Here is a 21,612-nt window from a genome sequence, read left to right as displayed (position 1 = left end):
AGTATATCAATAATAAGTTTTACCATACTTAGCTAGAACATTTTTAGGCAATCCTTTGTTTTTAAAGTAACAATCATTAATAAGCTTAATACGCATGATTTTTTTAAAAAACTTATTTTTTATCAGGAAAGCTAATTTTGAAGGTTGATTTAGTTGAAATTTATTATATTCCAATTTGTTTTTGTTTTGATGAAATTTCACCTCATCCATCCAATCCTCATAAACGTTTCCCATATGGCAGGCATAGTTTTTAAAGGTTGTAAGTTTCCATAAGCCTTTATTTTGTGCAGCTACATCTAACAAACGTTCACTATTGCTTCCCATTTTTGCAGGAACATATTTTTTTATTTCGTTAAAAACCTCTTTCCTATAAGTTGCTACAAAATGGCTTGAACCAATACAAGCTGTTGTTCCCTCTTTTTCAATACCTAATATATATTTTAAGTAATGATGATCTTCTTTCATGTTCCAACCAATACTATGATAAAATTTCTGCATTTCTCTTGGTTCTTCTACCTTAAAAAACCGCATATCTTTATTAAAGAAATTATCGAATATTACATTTGTACAAAAATTGGAGTACATATTAAATTGGGGAACAATCCCCACCGTTCCCGCTTTTGGAAACGTATTGAAAACCTTAATTGTTTCTTGTTGCCAACCGCTCAAAAACATCGTATCAGCATCGGCAATAGTTACTAAATCAAAATTATGCCCTATTAAACCTTTATAAATTGCATTTAATTTACCAATATTAGAGGTATTAATAAGCTCTTTAATTTTACCTTCTTCTTTTAAATTTGAAAGGTAATTTTCAACCTCAATACAACTTCCATTATTTACGATAGATATATATGTATATTTTAAATCTACTGTTTCAAATATAGATTCAAGACACTTTTTAAAGATCGTAAAAGCATCTTTAAAGTACTCTTTTTGATAAGGAATATAAACCGGAATTATGATCTGATGTATAAAGTTATTACCAGAGACAACTTTATCTTTATTAGGATTATGTCCTTTCCTCATCCGATAAAATTAGTATTCAAATTTTCCAGGCTTTTTTTTCTTAAATTCCAAAACAAAAAAGAAAAATTTAATTGCATAATACACGTCTAAGAATAAATTTTTAGATCCGTTTAAAAACGTAGCTACAACATTATTGAATGCCTGTCTTACTTTTATTTCTCTATGCCATATTTGATAATTTCCTAACAAATCATTTGTTCTTCGAAAATAAGCCTGAGCTTTCGTTCTGCTTACCTCATAAGCAAATATTACCGGAGCAAATTCTATCTGATATCCTTTATTAAGTACCCTTTTTGTCCAGTCTTTATCTTCAAAAGTGGGTACTTTATCATTGAAAGGAATTTTCTCCCATATCTTTTTTCTAAATGCTGAACCTGTAAAAATTAAGCCCGACTTATTTGGGTCTTTCACAGCATCTATACTCAGAATATAATTTCGATAATCATTTGAGGCATGCAAACATCTAACACCTGCCAATTTTTTATTAGTATCGAATTTTTCTTTTATTACATCAAAAAATTCGGGACTTACGGGATAAGAATGAGCACTAAATATTACTACAATATCACCTTTAGCCTTTTCAGCTGCAAAATTTGCACTCCCGCCGTAAGAAAAGTTTTTTATAGTTTCAAAACGAGCATTAAATTTTTTAGTGACCCTTTCACTACCGTCTGTGGATTCATTATCAACTACTATTATTTCATCAATAGCATGAGAATATCTATTGGTTAGATTGAATAACAAAAATTCTAAATCTTTTGCTTCATTTTTGTTTCGGATAACTACTGAAATCATTTTTTAATAATTCTCTTAAATGTTGTATATAATCTAAAAAAAAACGTGCTTTTTACTTTACTATTAAATTTTCGTAATGCTTCGTTTTCCTGATATGCTAAAATTGGATTAGGAAAATTTTCCTGATAAATTTTTTTATTCTTCGTATAAACGTAATCATATAATCCAAAATAATATTCTGGGTTACTTTTAAAAGTATTTGTAAGACTACCGGTACTATGCTTACGATAAAAATATAAGACTTTTGGAATATGCTTAATTTTCGACTTATGATTTAAAGCCCTAATCCAAAAATCCCAATCTTCAAATGATTTCAAGTTTTCATCATAACCTTCAACTTCAGTCCATAAGTCTTTTTTAAAAATAGAACAAGCGATGAAACAATTTTGCAATAATAATTGTTTATAGGAGAAATTTGGCAAAACAAGTTTTCCACTCCGTATTCCAAAAAATTCAACATCAAATGAAATTAGATCGAATTCTTCAGATTGAATTGATTTATTAAATTCAGTGACTAAATCTTTATGAATTATATCATCTGAATCTAATGGCATTATATATTTTGTAACTGCAAGAGATATCCCCAAATTTCTTGCACTGGCAAGTCCCCCATTTTTTTTACTAACTACTTTAAAACGACTATCTCTTTCAGACCACAAATCAGCCAGCTTCTTTGAATCATCTGTAGAACCATCATCAACTACAATACATTGCCAATTAGTGTTAGACTGATTTAAAACAGAAATAAATAATGCATTTATAAATTGATCCCCATTAAAAACAGGAACAACAAAAGTTAATTTAGGTACAGAAAAGTCTTTATCTACCATAGATGACAGATTAATAACGAAAATTTTTTTTCATTATATTATTGAACCGAAAAATTAAAATTCCTTTGACATCATTTAGATGCAAATAAGTTATTATAAACTGAATGCTTAAAAAAAGGAAATCGATATTATTTAGGAATTTTTTTCTTCTTAAAGAAAATAAATTTTTAAGATTATTCGAAAAAGTACTTTTATCCTTGAAAAGAAATTCTTTTGCTATTTTATAAAAAAAAATTCTGAAAGAAATATATAATTTTGGATCTTTCTTCATACAATTCAAATAAATATTAATTAATTTGAACAAACTGTTTACTACATTCTTTTTATAAGAATCACTTATTATTCTTTCATTTTCGGGCATACGATAAAAATTATCGACCCTGTTTAAAAAATCAAATTTATACCTTTGTTGTATTAAAATTCGAATATAGATTTCCACATCTTGAAATCTTGCGAGTTTTTCATTAAACCGGTTTTCGTGAATAACCCTTCGGCTCCACATCACACTAAGAGTAGACCACCAAGGGAAATTGTAGCTAGCAAATAAATATAAGCAGTGTTCTAATTTAGATAAAGTGTCATTTATTGGAAATTTATTATTAAAATCACTTACTAATCTTGCGGTATCCGTACATACAAAATCTAGCTTTGATTCAATAAGTTTATTTTTTCTTAGCTGAATACACTGTTTCTCTAAAAAATCATCACTATCAAGAAAAATTAGTAAATCACCTTTACTTAGATCAAAACCATAATTTCTACAGGCATTTGCCCCTTTAGGCTTATGACTAGAACGATGATGATATTTAATTCTCGTATCTTTTTCACAATAAAATTCCATTAGCTCGTCCGTATAATCGTTCGAGTCATCATCTACCACAATACATTCCCAGTTTTGATAGGTTTGGGCAATGACAGATTCAAGAGTTTCTCCAATAAAATGAGCCCGATTATAAGTTGGAATTATGATGGAAACTAAAGGATTATTCATTTAAAATTTGATCATATAATGCTGTAAGCTTATTTCCTAACACTTTTGAATCATAATTACTTACAACAAACTTTCTTCCCTGTTTCCCCATTTCCTTTCTCAACTCTTTATCTGCTATAAGCAATTCTATCTTATCAACAAAACCAGCTATATTTTTTTCTTCAACCACAAAACCTGTTATATTATTTATCATTCCGTATTTCATTCCTCCTACATCTGAAACTATTACCGGTAATTCCATCGCCTGCGCTTCTTGAAGTACCAAACCCTGGGTCTCGGCACGGCCATTAGAATCATAAATCCCAGGAAAAATAAATATATCTGATTTAGACATATATGATATTATTTCTTCTTGCGATAATGCCCCTCTCAATTTTATAAAATTATCCAATGAATTTTTATGTATGTATTCTTCTAGTTGAGTGTACATCACTCCTTCTCCAATAATATCAATATGGAATTGTTTACCATTTTGAATCAACTTTTCCGCAATCTTAATTACTAAATCGGGAGCTTTAAATGAGATTAATCTTCCAACAAACAAAAGTTGAACCTTATTATTCTCAGATAGTGCATTTCCCTTAAATATTCTAGTATTTAATCCTACTGGTAAAATTTCAATTTTGTTTTTTCTGGTTATTCTTCGTAATAATTTCTCAGTGTAAATAGTATTAACGGTTAATAAATCAACTTCGCTAAAAAGTAATTTATAATCAGCTATATAATAACTTAATAAATGTGGACTTATATCATAACCATGGAAGGAGGTAATAAACTTAGCATTAGAAAAAAAACCAAATGATTTCATTTCAGCCACGTATTTCCCAGAAGGACCAAAATGAGCATGAAAAATATCGAAGGAAGCTTGTTTGGTGATCCAGCGATAACGCGTATAGTTTCTAAGGTTTAAAGCTTTTTTACCATATTTTTTAAAATTGAAAATCCTGAAAATTTTTCTAAAACTAATATGCTCGTGATTTTTCAATAGAAAAGTTAAAAACTCAATAAACCGTCCAATTTTCGAAATCTTCGTTTCTTCCCAATAAATAGTTTTATCTATTAATTTATAATCTAATACGTTCTTATGAATTATAGGATTAGTATTTTTATTAAAAGAAAAAATAGTAACATCATACCCTTCATCAATAAGATTTATTATCTGATTCACAACAAACGTCTCAGATACCGTCGGAAAAGATTGAACTATAAAGGCTATTTTCAGTTTTTTCATAAAATCAATCTCTAATAATTCTTCGCCTTAGTCTTTTAAAAACTTTTCTAAAAACTAATTTAGACAAGATCTTTTTATCAACATGCTTTAAGCCTAAAAAATATAACTCTAAAAATGTTTTATAATCTGCTGTATTAAACGTAATACTTAAGAACATTTTTAACTTTCTTAGTTGATATTCTTTTTTATTTTTTTCAGTTAAAAACGGTTTTAGCAAATCACCGTGTGTTTCAAATAAATAGGATATACAATTCAAATAATTTTTAACATGTTGAGTGTTAACCATACTAAATGCTTTGGATACAGAAGCTTTATCATGAATATTCCAAACAGTCGTATTTTCCGGTATCTGATAAAAAGAATATTGCGCTGCAATTCTTAACCATAAGTGGGTATCTTCCCAAACATTAAATTTTTCTGGGAATCTATGTTCTTCTAAAATATTTCGATGAAGACATACCGAGTTAATCAATAAAAATTTTTCCCATATATAGAATATAGGATGATTAAACTTTTTTTCATCATAAAAGTTTCTATATACCAATTTCCCATCTCTATTTTCTACAATACCTGTATAAAACATGGCAACCGGAAAATTTTTATTAATTATAAAGTTGTATAAGGTTTTTAAGTGATGAGGATAGTACTCGTCATCACTATCTAAGAAACAAATATACTGCCCCGCAGCATTTTTAATACCAAAATTCCTCGCAACACTCCTCTCTTCATTTTGTTTATAATAATATCTAACCCGAGAATCTGTAAACGAAGAAACCACTTCTTGCGTATTATCTGTTGAACCATCGTCTACAACAATACATTCCCAATCATTAAATTCCTGATTTAATATCGAATTAATTGCCGCACTTAGGTATCGGGCTCTATTATAGCTCGGGATAATTATCGAAAAAAAAGGAGATTGGTGATTCTTATTCATGAAAATAGTCTAAAAATTATAGAATGTAATTTTCTTGAAAATCTCTTATTATCGGTAATTTCAAATTTTCTATATCGGTAAGAGGTAAATTTCTTCTGTTTCTCAATAAATTCAATATAAGTCCTATATATAGGTTTAGGTACAACTTCCTCAATAACCTTCTCCCTCTCTTTACCCCTCAAGATCAAATCGTTACTTATACCAGTCATATCAAAATACGCGACAGGCATATCGATATATTTAACATGGGCATTATTCAATCCTAAGGCTATTAAAAAGAATTTCCAGTCTGAAACGATTTTTAGAGTATCATCGTATAATCCATATTTTTGGAACATTCTTTGATTTATAAAACACGCGCCGTGATTTATTGTTCCTGTAATAAAAGTTTGAAATTTTATTTGCTTTCCAGCAACTCCTTTATCTAACTTCAGGTCTCCATTTGGAAAAGACTTTATTAAATCTCCATAAACAAAATCACTATCAATTAATTGTTTCTGAACCTCACTAAACACATTTGAATTACAAAGCCAGTCTCCGCTATTTAAAAAATATAAATATTTGCCTTTTGCTATTTTGATACCTTTGTTCATGGCATCATAAATTCCCTTATCATTTTCTGAAATCCAATAATCTATATCTTCATTTTTCTCTTTTAAGTAGTCTACACTTCCATCTTTAGAGCCTCCATCAATTACGATATACTCATAATTTTTAAAAAACTGATCTAAAACACTTTGCACGGTATTCTTTAAACCTGAAAGGTTATTTAGATTGATAGTTATTATTGTGATAAGAGGCATAGAAAAAATCTTTACAATTTAAATTATTCGAAATAATCTTAGAAATAATTGCTTCAATAAGTAATTTATTTCAGACTTAAAAGAAAAATCTGAATGCCTTTTTTCATCCATATCCATAAAGTACGAGAACAGCCTATGCCCTTTATTGCCATCTTGTTTAAATTTATACCCACCATAATTTAGAAGAAATTCTTCTCCTAAGAAATTAGCGTAACCATTTAAAATACATTTTTGAAATTCGTTAAGAGCTTTTCGTTTAGAACGTTTTTTTGCCTCCTTATAACCGAGTACTGAATTCTGATATGGATCCCCGAATGCCCCCTTGTATTTTTGGTTTTTTGAGACATCTAAAACCTCATCGGTATAACCTACACCTATCCAGTCGTACAGTTTCTTTATTTCTATCTCATTATTTTCTATTAGTTTTTCATATTTTACGACATAAACGTTTTTATTATATCTGTTTAAGTCACAAAAATCAGCTATTATAGACGGAGCTAAAAGTAAATCCCTTCTATGCTTGGCTAATGCTTTTAAACCATTAATATCCCAAGTTATCATCATAGATCTTGCAACCTCAACAGGATTTCGCTTTAAGATTACAATTTTACTTTTTGGGAACAGTGCTTTAATTTCATTTACTATTTCCCAATATCTTGGAGTTTTATCTATAACGTAGGTATAGTTTTTCAAGAGGGGCTTGTAAATATTTAAAATGAAATCCTTTTTTACCTCCGTTAAATTTAAAGATGGTAGTTTACTTTTATAATCCTCGAAGGCTCTTAAAGCCAATTTATTATCAAATTTGGCATCTATTAATTCAGGTTTAATTTGATTTGCAAAATTCAACAAAACCCAGGGTTCACTGCAGGTATTAACAAATTTGTTATTAGATAATAAATTTTGAAGATAAGTTGAACCACTGCGGGGTTGAGATATAATAAAGATTAAATTTTCTTCTTTCACAAAAACTTTATTGTATTTTTAAAGTGTTCTTATTTGCATATCGAAATCGATAAGACATTTCCCCAACAGCTTTCGATGAGGCAATCTTCCCGTTTTAAAAAAATCACCTTCTTTAATTTCTAATGTAAAGAAATTTTCATGTTCATATAAAACCATCTTTTCAGAACGATTATATATTTGGATTCCAAGACTATACCTTCCTGAAGATAAAGGTAATTTCGGTATATTAAATAATAAATCAACTACTTCATTCTCTTTTAAAAGATAGGTTTCATTACGATGATAACTATTTAATGTAGTAATTAATTTTTCATTGCTAAAGAATTGAATTCTAACGTCTATATATTGATCTAATGTAGCTATATTTTTTAAACCTAAATTTAATTTATACTGTGATCCAATAAATAATATTTCTGCTATATTTTCTAAGTTATCAATAACTTTAAAATGGTTAATTCGTATATTTTTAGATGATAGTGGAAAACTTACCTTAGTATCTTTCTGTTTTTCTTTAGCCAAATAATTACTTATTGCCAGTTTCGTTTTTCCATTATATGACACTGTTCCGTTTTCAAGAACTATACATCTTGAGCACAATTGTTCTATCGACAACATATTATGACTTACAAAAAGCACTGTTCTACCCTCTCCGGTAGAAAGATCCTGCATTTTGCCAATTGCCTTTTTTTGAAATTCGGCATCTCCAACGGCTAAAACTTCATCGACAACTAAAATTTCAGGCTCTAAATGTGCAGCAACTGCAAAACCCAGCCTAACTCGCATTCCACTGCTATACCTTTTAACTGGAGTATCGATATACATTTCACATCCAGAAAAGGCAATAATTTCATCGATTTTGGATCTAATTTCAGGCTTCGTCATTCCTAAAATCGCACCATTTAAATAGATATTTTCCCTACCTGTAAGCTCTGGATGAAACCCGGTTCCTACTTCTAAAAGAGAAGCAATTCTTCCCTTAGTTCTAATACTTCCCGTGGTTGGAGATGTTACTCTAGATAACAACTTTAATAATGTAGATTTTCCCGCACCATTTTTACCAATTATTCCTAAAACCTCTCCCGTTTTTACTTCAAAATTTATATCTCTCAACGCCCAAACATAATCTTCGCTGGCTTTCGCTGAACGATCATTTACAGCACCTACTTTTAAATAAGGATCTTCTTTTCCACGTATTTGATGCCACCAACGATTTAAGTCATGACTCAAAGTACCTGTTCCCACCGTCCCTAAACGGTATTGCTTCGAAATATTTTCAGCTTTTAGAATTACGCTCATTATACCGTATCTATAAAGTTTTTCTCTGTCCTGTTAAAAACAATCAAACCAACCAAAAAAATCATCATACCAACAACAATAGTATATATAAAAGACCTTAGGTCAAAAATTCCCTCATCCAATATCATATAACGAAATCCTTCTATAATCTGTGTAAGTGGATTTAATTGTACAATCCAGGCAATATCTGGCATTTTTTGTTTTACCTGGCTTAAAGGATATGGAACAGCAGAAATATAAACCAGTAAAGATGTAGCAAAGCCTATGAGTACCGTTAGATCTCTATACTTAGTGGTCATTGCTGAGATTATCATTCCAAAACCTAAGCCCATTAGAGCCATTAAAAGAACATATATAGGAAATAATACAATATTACTATTTGGCGAAATAGAAGTTCCTTTAAGAATAAAATAAAAGTAAAAAGCAATCAATATTAAAAGTTGTATTCCAAATTTCACTAATCCGGCTATTACTTTACTTAACGGAACGATCACTCTTGGAAAATACACCTTTCCAAACAGTGCCGCATTCTGATTAAAAGTATTTGAGGTACTTGTAAAACATTGATTAAAATAGTTCCACGCTGTTATACCTGTTAAATTAAATAAAAAACTAGGCACGGCTCCAGTTGAAACACTTGCTATATTATTGAAAACCAAAGTATATATAACCGAAGTAAATAACGGCTGGATAAAAAACCAAAGCGGACCTAATATTGTTTGCTTATAAACCGTGGTTATATCACGCTTAACAAACAAAATTAATAGATCCTTATAACGCCAGATCTCCTTAAAATTAAGATCTATTAATTTGCGCTTAGGCGAAATTTCATATAACCAATCATCATTCATTTTCGTAGGGAAATATTAAATACTTTTCTAAGCTTATAACCTCTTAATAAAAACTACTCAAACTTTCGTTTAAACTTTACCCAGGATCTTTTTAATTGCGATGCTGTTGATGGTGCCTCTCCATAACCATTGTTGTAACGATTATATCCGTAGCCATATCCATAGCCATAGCCATAGCCGTATCCATAACCGTAGCCATATTTTGCTCTATGCACAAAGTGATTAAGAACAAAACTTATGTTTTTTATCTCCCCTTTAGCATACTTTTGGTTAATTGACTCTAGCATTCCTCTTTTAGTATAGTCCTGTCTAATCATATAGATAGTCGCATCTGCATGTTTCACTAAATTTAATGCATCGGCTACCAAACCGATTGGAGGAGTATCTAAAATGATATAATCATATTTTTTTCTCAGCTCTTGTATAAGTAATTCCATCTGATCATTCATCAATAATTCTGATGGATTTGGAGGTACGGGTCCTGCCGTGATCACATCCAAAAATGGAATCTTACTTTCCTGGATAATTTCTTCTGAAGTAGCATCCTGTATCAAGTAATTACTTACCCCAAGATCGTTATTTAATCCAAAATCATCAAAGATCTTTGGCTTACGTAAATCGAGACCAACTAAGATGGTTTTACGCTCACTCATAGCAAAAACAGTTGCCATATTCATCGCACAAAAAGTTTTTCCTTCACCAGAAACCGAAGAAGTGATCAATAATGTTTTAGCGCCTTCTACTCCTTGCTTTTTGTACATAAATTGCAAACTGGATCGCAACCCCCTAAACCCTTCTGAAATCGATGACTTAGGACTTTCAAACACTGCCAGGTTACTATCCATTTTACTTTTACCTATCATTCCTAGAATAGGAATAGGAGATAAACGCTCAACTTCCTGTGCATTATGAATATTTGTATTTAAAAACACCAATAAGAAAACAAAAGTTAACGGAATAACACCACCTACCATAACCGCCATCACATAGTTGAGCTGAGTATTAGGTCCAATCCTACCACCTCCAATATCTTTCGCTTTATCAATAATGAGCACATCACTCACATTCGCAGCTTTAATAAGTCCGGCCTCATTCCGCTTTTCCAGAAAAAGATTGTAAGTACTTTCACTAATATTATATTTACGCTGAATTTTAAGTAAGTCTTGTTCTTCTTTAGGTAGTTCCCGTATCTGTTTTTCAGCATTCGAAATACGTCCATTTACGTCTCTAATCTCTTCTTCTAATAGACCTCTAGAACTATTAATGTTTTCTAGTAAAACAGACTTCACACTATTTATCTGTCTGTCTATATCTGCAAAGACAGGAGCTCCTTCTTTCAATGTATATTGATAATTGCTCCGTTCTTCAGCTAGAGTAATTAATCTTGCTACGGCAGAAGAAATACTACCTTCACTAATCCCTGCTACTGAGGGTGCTGGAATATTTGAGTAATCTGTCCTTGTTTCAAGGTAAGTTCTTAAGGTTCTATAATATGAAAGCTGACGACCAATCTCTTCTTTTCTTGAATCTAATTCCAATAACTTTGATGACAATTGCTGACTTTCAGCCGAAATATCTAATATCTCATTATCGTTTTTATAAGAATTCAGCTCGCTTTCTACTAATCTTAGTTCTCTTGATTTTACATTTAAGCTACTATCAATAAAAGCGATGGTTTTAGTAGCGAAAAGATTCTTTCTTGCAAGCATATTGTCACTCAACACCTTGACAGAACCATTAAGATAATCTACAATTCTTGCTTTATTGTTCCCGGTCTGCGCAAGCTGTAAAACTGAAGCCCCATTAGATTCTGGCTTAACTGAAACATTTTTGTATCTGGAAACGGCAGAATCAAAATTCAAAAAGCTTATGTAGAATTTCTTCCCTTTCTGAAGAGCTTTTTCATTTCGCCTAACTACTGCATTAAGAAATGGTGTAGTTATCTTTTGTCCAAATTCGAATTGCTTCTTAAATGCTGTTACCGAAACACTTCTACCTTCTTTATCTTTAGAGCCATAAGATTGGGCAGTAAAATTATTTGGAATAGAAGCCGATATTGTAAAACTATTTTCATCTACAACCTCGACAGTATAATTGATACCCAGTGCCTGGTATTTACTAGTATCTGCGATAACATCAAAAGGTGTGCTACCATAAGCATCTATTCGCTGGTATTCTCCGTCTTCCTTATAATTTACATAAAATCCCAGTCGTTCTACAACTTCTTCATTATGTGTTCTTGAGCCTAAAATAGTAATCGCGGTATTCACTTTATCTGAAGTTCCTCCCCAGTTAAATGTCAAACTGGTATTACTGGTAAAGAACGGATTTTGATCGTCTTTAATAGAGATTAAATTCTGTAAACGATATACCGGCAATTTTCTAACATTGTTATAATAAGCTACCGCCAAACTTACCGTGATAGAAAACAGGATAAGCTTCCAGTAACTAATAACCTTAAGAACAAAGCCCTTAAAATCAAAAGTTGAACCTACATCTGATATGTGATCGTCTTCATGTGCCATTTAAAACCTAGTAAACAATAGTATTGATGTTGATATTAACGAAATTACAGTTCCTATAGTTCTAAAACTTTCGATTCCCGTAGTACCGGCACCTAATGATTTTTGTGGTAATGGATCGACAATAATTAAATCATTTGGCTGAATATAATAATATTCACTCTTTACCGCATCCAAATTAGTCAAATCGATATGATGTACTTCTTCGCCATGCGGATATTGCCTTAAGATCTTTACATCTTCCCTATCCCCTACATCACTGATTCCGCCAGCATTAGCAATGGCTTCCATTATAGTCACTCGCTCTTTGTAAAGCACATTACTACCTGCACCAATTTCTCCTATTGTGGTATAACGAATACCTGCAAGTTTTACGGTAACAAAAATATTCGCTTCCTGCTTGAAATATTCAGATAAAAGTTGATCTTCTATTTTTTCACGTATTTCTTCTACCGTGTAGCCCATCACGTTGATCTCACCTAAAGTAGGTACTCGAATGTTCCCATGTTGATCCACAGCGAAACCATCGTAATACATTTGCTCTTCCCCGGTTGCATTAGCTATTCCTTCCCCGGTTGGATTAAACATTTCTACAATGTCCTGATCCAGAGCCTTTACGCGTATGCTTAACAAATCTCCTACTTGTAAACGATAAGGCTTATTTAAGCGGTGAACTTCTACAATGCTATCCATACTTGCCTTATCTTCCTGTAGGTAAGAAAGCTTTTTGGTAGAAATACATGAGGATGACAACAACGTGAGTGCAATTGCTAAGAGTAATAGAATTCTCTGCATAGGGGCTTCACAATTTTTTAACAAATATAATTGTTGTAGATTAATAATAAAATAATTAACATCAATCTCGATAATTTAACTTTATTTGCGGATAAACTGATCACTTGTGAATTACCTTTCTGTTGAAAACATAGCCAAATCTTACGGTGAACGTATTTTGTTTAATAATATTTCCTTCGGAATTAACGAAGGTCAAAAGGTAGGTTTTGTCGCCAAAAATGGCACCGGAAAAACTTCCCTGTTAAATATTCTTGCCGGTTTTGACACACCCGATGAAGGAAATGTAGTCTACCGTAAGAATATTAAGACCGCATTTTTACCGCAGGAGCCCGATTTAGATCCTAATCTAACTATTGAACAGACTATCTTTTCTGCGGAAAATGAAACCTTGGAAATTATTAAACGCTACGAAGCTGCTTTAGAAAATCCTTCAGATACTGAAGCTTATCAAAAAGCTTTTGAAGACATGGACGCAGCACAGGCATGGGATTTCGAAACGCAGTATAAACAAATACTTTTTCAGCTTAAATTAGAAGATCTACAAAAAGAAGTAAAGAATCTTTCAGGAGGACAGAAAAAGCGTTTGGCACTGGCAAATATGCTGCTACAAAAACCTGACTTTATTATCATGGACGAGCCTACTAACCATCTAGATCTCGACATGATCGAATGGTTAGAAGAATTCTTCAGAAAAGAAAACTTCACCATTTTTATGGTTACTCACGATCGCTATTTCTTAGAACGCGTGTGCAACGAGATCGTAGAATTAGATGAAGGTCAGCTTTATACTTATAAAGGAAATTATTCTTATTATTTAGATAAAAAAGAATCCAGAATAGAACTGGAAAACACCAATACCGAAAAAGCAAAGCAGCTTTTTAAAAAGGAACTAGACTGGATGCGTCGCCAGCCAAAGGCTCGTACCACAAAATCGAAATCCAGAATCGACGATTTTCACGAAATAAAAGCCAAAGCTTCTAAACGTCGTAAAGACCACCAGGTACAATTGGAAATTAACATGGAACGCCTTGGCAGTAAAATGGTCGAACTCCATAACATTTCTAAAAATTTCGAGAATAAGACGCTTTTCGACAATTTCGACTATAATTTTCAGAAAGGAGAACGTGCGGGTATCATTGGAAAGAACGGAACCGGAAAATCAACATTCCTAAACATTCTTACCGGAAAACTAAAACCTGACACGGGGAAAGTCGTGGTAGGTGAAACCATTAAATTCGGGTATTACACGCAAAACGGGATAAAAGTAAAACCGGGACAAAAAGTTATTGATGTTATTCGTGAATTCGGTGATTTTATTCCGCTTAAAAAAGGTAGGCAAATTTCTGCTCAGCAATTGTTAGAGCGTTTTCTTTTCGACCGTAAAAAGCAGTACGATTTTGTAGAAAAATTAAGTGGTGGCGAAAAAAAACGTCTGTATTTATGTACCGTTTTGATTCAGAATCCAAACTTTTTAATTCTGGATGAGCCTACCAACGATCTGGACATTGTAACTTTAAATGTCTTGGAAAGTTTTCTACTAGATTTTCCTGGATGCTTATTGGTGGTTTCTCACGACCGTTATTTTATGGATAAGATCGTAGATCATTTGTTTGTTTTCCCCGGAAATCAAAAAATTGAAGATTTCCCCGGAAATTATTCAGATTACCGCGCTTATGAAGGTAGCTTAGATGCTCCTGAAGAGCAAAAAGAAACCAGCGATAAAACCTCCAAAAACGATTGGAAAGACGGCAGCACAGGAACAAAACTGAGCTATAACGAGCAAAAGGAATATCAAAAATTAGAAAAAGAGATCGCTCAACTCGAAAAGAAAAAAGGAGATGTACAGCAAAAATTCCTTGAAGAGATGAGCGGAGAAGAAATCGATAAAACTTCATTAGAACTTAAAGATATCGAACAACAGATCGAAGCAAAAACCGAAAGATGGTTCGAGTTAATGGAGAAAATGGAGGGCTAGAGAATAGCTATTAGACCACTTCGTTGTTAGAGTATAAACATATTATTCTGAATGTTGAATTTTGAATTTTGAATTAATTTGAAGATTTCATAATGAATAGATGTTTGTTAAAAATCGAAATTATATAATTTTAGACTGAATTTTTGTAGCTGCTAAAAAATTAAAATTGATTAATGATCATTGTTTATTGATCATTGAACCATAAACTTCTAACCAAACCTTGCATCAACTAAAAGCTTACATAAAATTCCTGTTTTCATCCCAAAATCAGCACGGATTGCATTCGCCTTTTGTTTATGACCTGGTAACCAATTGTTTTTACGACAAAAAAAAGTATGCGGAATATTCCAAAATTAAAAACTATAAAACAGCGCTTTTAAATAACCAAAATGAGATTAAGGTTACAGATTTTGGTGCGGGTAGTCGAATCTTTAAAAGCAACAAAAGAAAGATCTCTAAAATTGCTAAAGTTGCCGGAATCACTTCGAAAAAAGCAAAATTTTTATTTAGAATCGCGCAATATCTTCAGCTAAATAACTGTTTGGAGCTTGGCACTAGTTTAGGAATTGCTTCGGCTGCTATTGCTTCCGCAGAAAATGTAAAATTAACTACCATAGAAGGTTGCCCGGAAACCGCGAATATGGCCAAACGGCAATTCGATAAATTCGGTTTTAAAAATATTGAGCTCAAAATTGGCGAATTTCAGCAGTATTTATTTGATCTGTCAAATTGGGCATCATTCGATCTTATTTATTTTGACGGCAATCATCAAAAATCGGCTACGCTTCAGTATTTCGAATCCCTTTTACCAACGGCGCATAATGATTCGGTTTTTATTTTTGATGACATTCACCTTTCCGAAGAAATGGAAGATGCCTGGCAAGAGATCAAGCAACATCCAAAAGTTCAGGTTACGATAGATACGTTTTATTTAGGTTTGGTTTTCTTCAGAAAAGAACAGGCAAAAGAACATTTTAAAATTAGATTGTAACAAAAACAAAATCTTAGCGTCATACCTTTATAAATTGATTTTCTATGAGCAATAAGGTTATCGAAATTCGAAATATTATTCGAAATTTCCCTTTAGGACAGGAAGTTGTGAAAGTACTTAAAGGCATCGATCTGGATATAAATCGCGGCGAATACGTAGCATTTATGGGACCTTCAGGTTCGGGAAAATCAACTTTAATGAATTTACTGGGTTGTTTAGATACACCAACTGGTGGTTCTTATATTTTAAACGGAAAAGATGTAAGCAAAATGACCGATAGCGAACTTGCCGAAGTTCGTAATAAAGAAATTGGTTTTGTTTTCCAGACGTTCAACCTTTTGCCAAGAACTACCGCGCTGGATAATGTGGCATTACCTATGATCTACGCTGGTTATTCTAAAGCAGATCGTAAAAAAAGAGCTGAAGAGGTTTTAAATAATGTTGGCCTTGGCGATCGTATGGATCATAAACCCAACCAACTTTCTGGTGGGCAACGACAACGTGTAGCGGTGGGACGTGCTTTAGTAAATAAACCTTCGATAATTCTTGCCGATGAACCTACGGGAAACCTGGACTCTAAAACTTCCGTAGAAATCATGAATCTTTTTGATGAAATTCACGCAGCCGGAAATACCGTTATCCTGGTAACTCACGAAGAAGATATTGCAGAGCATGCGCACAGAGTGATAAGACTTCGTGACGGAATTATCGAAAGTGATACCAGAAAAGAAATGGTGAGTAGTGAGTAAATTTGTTTTATCATTAATACATAGGCTATTTTTTATAATTCTTATCAAAACTTTTTCCAATTCAAAAAGATCAACTCCTAAAAGTTTACGGCTATTGGCTTTCTATAAAAATCTTAACTTTGTAAGCATAACTTAGAATCTTAAGCTTGTGTTCGATCTAGATCAGGAAACCTATATTTATCTTATTATTATTGCTGTTGGATTGCTGGTATTTTCTATGGGCGCCAAACAGCGAAAAAAAAGACGTAGTGAAAATTTAGATTTTCGACGTAGATATCAGGCACGCAAAAAAGAAGAAGAAAAAGAGAAGGAAACCAAATAAATGCACAATTTAGATTGTAACTTCGCTTTCTTATCATTCTTCTGAAAAAATTACTGAATGAAAATTTACACAAAAACAGGAGACAAAGGTACCACGGCATTATTTGGCGGCACCCGCGTTCCTAAACATCATATTCGCATCGAGAGTTACGGTACCGTAGACGAACTTAACGCTCATATTGGTCTTATCCGAGATCAAAAAATTGATAAAATTACCGCGGAAGTTTTACTGGAGGTGCAGCATAAACTTTTCACCATTGGTTCTATCCTTGCTACAGATCCTGAAAAAGCGACCCTAAAAAATGGCGAATCTCGCCTTAATATTCCGCGAATTTCTGAAGAAGATATTCATTTACTGGAAACCGAAATGGATAGAATGAACGAGGAACTTCCAGAAATGACTCATTTCGTTTTACCTGGTGGGCATCAAAGCGTGTCATTCTGTCACATAGCAAGATGTGTTTGTAGACGCGCAGAACGCTTAAGTACAGCATTATATAATGAAGAAACTTTTGATGAAGAAGTTTTAAAATACTTAAACCGACTCTCTGACTACCTCTTTGTGCTGGCACGACTATTGACTAAACAACTGCAAGCTGAAGAAATTAAGTGGATTCCAGAGAAATCCTAAAAATTTAGCAATATACAAGCAAAAGTATGCTGTATTTACTAAGCTTTTGGCGCTTTTGCTTATGTTCTTAACAATATTGATTAAAAAACAGACTTTTTTCTTGGGTATTTCAGTAAAAAAATTATTTTTGCAGAAATTAAAAACCCGATTAACTAATGTACTGGACTTTAGAATTAGCATCTTATTTAAGTGATGCACCATGGCCGGCCACCAAAGATGAGTTAATTGATTACGCCATTAGAACCGGAGCACCATTAGAAGTAGTTGAAAACCTACAGGCCATTGAAGATGAAGGTGACTCTTACGATTCTATCGAAGAAATATGGCCGGATTATCCAACAGATGATGATTATCTGTGGAATGAAGATGAATATTAAACCACATTTGTACGTATAAAGTTAAAAGTCTCATTTATTAATGAGGCTTTTTTTTTGTGTACCTTTGTACCCCTAATAATAGGAAAACTATGAGTTTTTTAGAATCTGTATTAAAAGTATTTGTTGGCGACAAATCCAAAAAGGATGTCAAAGAAATACAACCAATAGTAAATAAAATTAAGGCGCTCGAAGCAGATTTTGAGGCATTGAGTTTGGACGAGCTTCGCGCTAAGACTACGCAATTTAAATCAAAAATATCAGAGGCTTTAAAAGAAGTAAATAAGCAGGTCGAAGATCTTGAAAAAGAAGCTGAAGAATCTGATGATATTACACGTAAAGAAGATATCTATGCTGAAATCGACGGACTTAAAGATAAGGCCTACGAAATTTCAGAAGGTGTTTTAAATGAAATATTACCTGAAGCTTTTGCCACCGTTAAAGAAACAGCAAAACGTTTTGCTAACAATCCCACTTTAGAGGTAACAGCATCTGCATACGATCGTGAGATCTCTGCAGATAAAGATTACGTAAACCTTGAAGGTGAAAAAGCTATATGGAACAATTCCTGGGATGCTGCCGGTAAACCGGTAACCTGGGATATGATACATTACGACGTACAGCTAATTGGTGGTGTAGCAATGCACCAGGGTAAAATTGCAGAGATGCAAACCGGGGAAGGTAAAACACTTGTGGCTACGCTTCCTGTTTATCTTAATGCGCTTACCGGCAATGGGGTTCACCTGGTAACTGTTAACGATTATCTTGCAAAACGTGATAGTGCCTGGATGGCGCCTATTTTCGAATTTCATGGTTTAAGTGTAGATTGTATTGATTATCACCGCCCAAATTCGGCTTCACGTAGAAAAGCTTATAATGCAGATATTACTTACGGTACCAATAACGAATTTGGTTTCGATTATCTAAGAGATAATATGTCACATGCACCAGACGATCTGGTACAGCGCCCACATAATTATGCGATCGTCGATGAGGTGGATTCTGTTTTAATTGATGATGCGCGTACGCCACTTATTATTTCTGGACCTATTCCTAAAGGAAATATTCACGAATTTGATCAGTTAAAACCTGCTGTAGCTAATATTTATGAAATTCAGCGTAAAAAAGCGACAGAATTTCTTCAAGCTGCAAAAAAGCTGATTTCTGAAGGTGATGAGAAAGAAGGCGGATTACAACTTCTACGTGCTTACAGAGCGCTTCCAAAAAGTAAAGCTTTAATTAAGTACTTAAGTCAGGAAGGTGTAAAACAAATTCTTCAGAAGACAGAAAATCATTACATGCAGGACAACAACCGCGAAATGCCTAAGGTTGATGCCGAATTGTACTTTACTATTGAAGAGAAAAATAACCAGATTGATCTTACCGACAAAGGTATCGAATATCTTTCTGGACAGGATGACCCTAACTTCTTCGTGATGCCAGAAATTGGTATGGAAATCGCCAAGATCGAAAAAGAAGGTCTTTCTAAAGAAGAAGAAGCTGAGAAAAAAGAAGAACTTTTCCGTGATTATAGCGTAAAAAGTGAGCGTATTCACACGCTCCGCCAACTTTTAAAAGCCTATACCCTATTCGAAAAAGATACCGAGTATGTGGTAATGGATAACAAAGTTAAAATCGTAGACGAGCAAACCGGTCGTATTATGGACGGGCGTCGTTATAGCGATGGTTTACACCAGGCGATCGAGGCAAAAGAAAATGTAAAGATTGAAGATGCTACGCAAACTTTTGCTACAGTAACACTTCAAAATTACTTCAGGATGTACCGTAAACTTTCGGGTATGACCGGTACTGCGGTAACTGAGGCTGGAGAATTCTGGGAAATCTACAAACTGGATGTTGTTGAAATTCCAACCAACCGACCTATTGCCAGAAATGATAAAGACGATCTTGTTTACAAAACAAAACGTGAAAAATATAACGCGGTGATCGACCACGTAACCGATCTTTCCAGAGCTGGAAGACCGGTACTAATTGGTACAACTTCTGTAGAAATTTCTGAGCTTTTAAGTAGAATGCTTAAACTTAGAAATGTACCTCACAATGTCTTAAATGCGAAATTGCATAAAAAAGAGGCCGATATTGTTGCTGAAGCTGGTAAAGGCGGTATCGTAACTATCGCAACCAACATGGCAGGTCGTGGTACCGATATTAAACTTTCTAAAGAGGTAAAAGACGCCGGTGGTTTAGCAATCATTGGTACAGAGCGTCACGATTCTCGTCGTGTAGACCGCCAGTTAAGAGGTCGTGCAGGTAGACAGGGAGATCCAGGTAGTTCTCAGTTCTATGTTTCCTTAGAGGATAATTTAATGCGTTTGTTTGGATCTGAAAGAATTGCTAAGCTTATGGACCGTATGGGTCTTGAAGAAGGTGAAGTGATTCAACATGGGATGATCTCTAAATCTATCGAAAGAGCGCAGAAAAAAGTTGAAGAAAATAACTTTGGTATTCGTAAACGTCTGTTAGAATATGACGATGTGATGAATGCGCAGCGTGAAGTGATCTACAAACGTCGTTACCATGCCTTATTTGGTGAGCGTTTACGTGTAGACCTTGCGAATATGATATTCGATATTTCTGAATTAATTTCTGAAACGAATAAACAAGCTAACGATTACAAGAATTTCGAATTCGAATTGATTCGTTATTTCTCTATGAGTTCGCCAATTTCTGAAGATGACTTCGGAAAAATGAATGCTCAAAAGATCGCTGGCGAAGTTTATAAAGCGGCTTACGCACATTATCAGGAAAAAACGAAGAATAGTGCAGCCAGAGCATATCCTGTGATCGAGCAGGTTTATGAAGATGAAACCAATAATTTCGAAAGAATTTCGGTTCCATTCTCAGATGGCCAAAAAACGCTTCAGGTAGTTACGAATCTTGAAAAAGCTTACGAAACCAAAGGTGAACAATTAATCAAAGATTTTGAGAAGAATATCACTTTAGCGATCATCGATGATGCCTGGAAAACGCATCTTCGTAAGATGGACGAATTAAAACAAAGCGTTCAGTTAGCGGTACATGAGCAAAAAGATCCTTTGTTAATTTATAAATTCGAAGCTTTCGAATTATTCAAAGCAATGTTAGAAGATGTAAATCGTGATGTAATTGGTTTCCTATTTAAAGGAGAAATTCCTGAAGGTAACATGACCAATATTCACGAGGCCAGAAAGCGTCGCCAGGAAAAAATAGAAGCTTCTAAAGAAGAAATTCAGAATCTTGATGAGCGTGCAGCACAAAGTCGTGCAGCAGGACAAGCTGCCAGCGGTGCTCAGCAACCTCAGCGCCCACAGGTAACCGAAACTATTAAACGCGAACAACCAAAAATTGGTCGTAACGATAAAGTAGTAATTAAACACGTTACCAAGGGTGAAAGCAAAACGGTAAAATTTAAGCAGGCCCTTCCGCTAATTCAAAGCGGCGAATGGGTTGTCGTTAAAAAGGCTTAGTAAACTACCTCGGGAGTGAGCCCACAAGGCATTCACTAGAAAAAATTTTTTAATTTCG

19 protein-coding genes are annotated in these 21,612 nt (G+C 33.4%); 7 read left to right on the top strand and 12 right to left on the bottom strand.

The window, feature by feature from the left end; all coding sequences use genetic code 11:
- Window positions 1-6: 6 nt before the first annotated feature.
- The 12 genes from BM201_RS15000 to BM201_RS14945 are packed head-to-tail and all read right to left on the bottom strand — an operon-like array spanning window position 7 to window position 13,046.
- Window positions 7-1,029 (bottom strand): glycosyltransferase, encoded by a 1,023-nt coding sequence (locus BM201_RS15000; RefSeq protein WP_092544072.1) that lies wholly within the window; start codon window positions 1,027-1,029, stop codon window positions 7-9.
- Between the two features lie 9 nt (window positions 1,030-1,038).
- Window positions 1,039-1,824 (bottom strand): glycosyltransferase family 2 protein, encoded by a 786-nt coding sequence (locus BM201_RS14995; RefSeq protein WP_092544070.1) that lies wholly within the window; start codon window positions 1,822-1,824, stop codon window positions 1,039-1,041.
- On the bottom strand, window positions 1,821-2,654 hold the full coding sequence (locus tag BM201_RS14990; protein ID WP_092544068.1) for a glycosyltransferase family 2 protein: 834 nt from the start codon (window positions 2,652-2,654) through the stop codon (window positions 1,821-1,823). The genes BM201_RS14995 and BM201_RS14990 overlap by 4 nt, the downstream gene beginning before the upstream one ends.
- 10 nt (window positions 2,655-2,664) lie before the next feature.
- On the bottom strand, window positions 2,665-3,645 hold the full coding sequence (locus BM201_RS14985) for a glycosyltransferase family 2 protein (protein ID WP_092544066.1): 981 nt from the start codon (window positions 3,643-3,645) through the stop codon (window positions 2,665-2,667).
- On the bottom strand, window positions 3,638-4,876 hold the full coding sequence (locus tag BM201_RS14980) for a glycosyltransferase (RefSeq protein ID WP_092544064.1): 1,239 nt from the start codon (window positions 4,874-4,876) through the stop codon (window positions 3,638-3,640). The genes BM201_RS14985 and BM201_RS14980 overlap by 8 nt, the downstream gene beginning before the upstream one ends.
- Window positions 4,877-4,880: 4 nt before the next feature.
- Window positions 4,881-5,813: a glycosyltransferase family 2 protein gene (locus BM201_RS14975; protein WP_092544062.1), complete on the bottom strand. Its 933-nt coding sequence runs from the start codon at window positions 5,811-5,813 to the stop codon at window positions 4,881-4,883.
- Entirely contained in the window at window positions 5,810-6,616 is an 807-nt protein-coding gene (locus BM201_RS14970) for a glycosyltransferase family 2 protein (protein WP_092544060.1), read from the bottom strand. Before BM201_RS14970 ends, BM201_RS14975 begins: the two co-directional genes overlap by 4 nt.
- 18 nt (window positions 6,617-6,634) lie before the next feature.
- Window positions 6,635-7,582: a sulfotransferase family protein gene (locus tag BM201_RS14965; RefSeq protein WP_092544058.1), complete on the bottom strand. Its 948-nt coding sequence runs from the start codon at window positions 7,580-7,582 to the stop codon at window positions 6,635-6,637.
- An 18-nt stretch (window positions 7,583-7,600) separates the two neighbouring features.
- On the bottom strand, window positions 7,601-8,878 hold the full coding sequence (locus BM201_RS14960; RefSeq protein ID WP_092544056.1) for an ABC transporter ATP-binding protein: 1,278 nt from the start codon (window positions 8,876-8,878) through the stop codon (window positions 7,601-7,603).
- The gene (locus tag BM201_RS14955; RefSeq protein ID WP_092544054.1) at window positions 8,878-9,729 is read right to left on the bottom strand and encodes an ABC transporter permease; all 852 of its coding nucleotides are present in this window, start codon (window positions 9,727-9,729) and stop codon (window positions 8,878-8,880) included. Before BM201_RS14955 ends, BM201_RS14960 begins: the two co-directional genes overlap by 1 nt.
- A 53-nt stretch (window positions 9,730-9,782) precedes the next feature.
- Complete coding sequence (locus tag BM201_RS14950; protein WP_092544052.1) at window positions 9,783-12,254, bottom strand: polysaccharide biosynthesis tyrosine autokinase; 2,472 nt, start codon at window positions 12,252-12,254, stop codon at window positions 9,783-9,785.
- Window positions 12,255-13,046 carry a polysaccharide biosynthesis/export family protein gene (locus BM201_RS14945; protein WP_092544259.1) on the bottom strand — a complete coding sequence of 264 codons (792 nt, stop codon included), beginning with the start codon at window positions 13,044-13,046 and terminating at the stop codon, window positions 12,255-12,257. It lies immediately after the preceding gene.
- A gap of 106 nt (window positions 13,047-13,152) precedes the next feature.
- Between BM201_RS14945 and BM201_RS14940 the strand changes: the two genes are divergently transcribed.
- From BM201_RS14940 to secA, 7 genes are all read left to right on the top strand, one after another.
- Window positions 13,153-15,021 carry an ABC-F family ATP-binding cassette domain-containing protein gene (locus tag BM201_RS14940; protein WP_092544050.1) on the top strand — a complete coding sequence of 623 codons (1,869 nt, stop codon included), beginning with the start codon at window positions 13,153-13,155 and terminating at the stop codon, window positions 15,019-15,021.
- Window positions 15,022-15,241: 220 nt separating this feature from the next.
- Window positions 15,242-16,012, top strand: coding sequence for an O-methyltransferase (locus BM201_RS14935; RefSeq protein WP_092544048.1), 771 nt, complete (start codon window positions 15,242-15,244; stop codon window positions 16,010-16,012).
- Between the two features lie 44 nt (window positions 16,013-16,056).
- Window positions 16,057-16,761, top strand: a complete 705-nt coding sequence (locus BM201_RS14930) for an ABC transporter ATP-binding protein (protein ID WP_092544046.1) — start codon at window positions 16,057-16,059, stop codon at window positions 16,759-16,761.
- A gap of 148 nt (window positions 16,762-16,909) precedes the next feature.
- Window positions 16,910-17,083 (top strand): hypothetical protein, encoded by a 174-nt coding sequence (locus BM201_RS18155; protein ID WP_175487060.1) that lies wholly within the window; start codon window positions 16,910-16,912, stop codon window positions 17,081-17,083.
- A gap of 57 nt (window positions 17,084-17,140) precedes the next feature.
- Complete coding sequence (locus tag BM201_RS14925) at window positions 17,141-17,713, top strand: cob(I)yrinic acid a,c-diamide adenosyltransferase (protein ID WP_092544044.1); 573 nt, start codon at window positions 17,141-17,143, stop codon at window positions 17,711-17,713.
- A gap of 155 nt (window positions 17,714-17,868) precedes the next feature.
- On the top strand, window positions 17,869-18,090 hold the full coding sequence (locus tag BM201_RS14920) for a DUF2795 domain-containing protein (RefSeq protein ID WP_013070580.1): 222 nt from the start codon (window positions 17,869-17,871) through the stop codon (window positions 18,088-18,090).
- Between the two features lie 89 nt (window positions 18,091-18,179).
- Window positions 18,180-21,554 (top strand): preprotein translocase subunit SecA, encoded by a 3,375-nt coding sequence (gene secA, locus BM201_RS14915; protein ID WP_092544042.1) that lies wholly within the window; start codon window positions 18,180-18,182, stop codon window positions 21,552-21,554.
- The last annotated feature ends 58 nt before the right edge of the window (window positions 21,555-21,612 follow it).

The sequence above is a fragment of the Zunongwangia mangrovi genome, from assembly GCF_900112105.1.
Classification (GTDB): domain Bacteria; phylum Bacteroidota; class Bacteroidia; order Flavobacteriales; family Flavobacteriaceae; genus Zunongwangia; species Zunongwangia mangrovi.
This window is presented reverse-complemented; position numbering and strand designations above follow the sequence as displayed.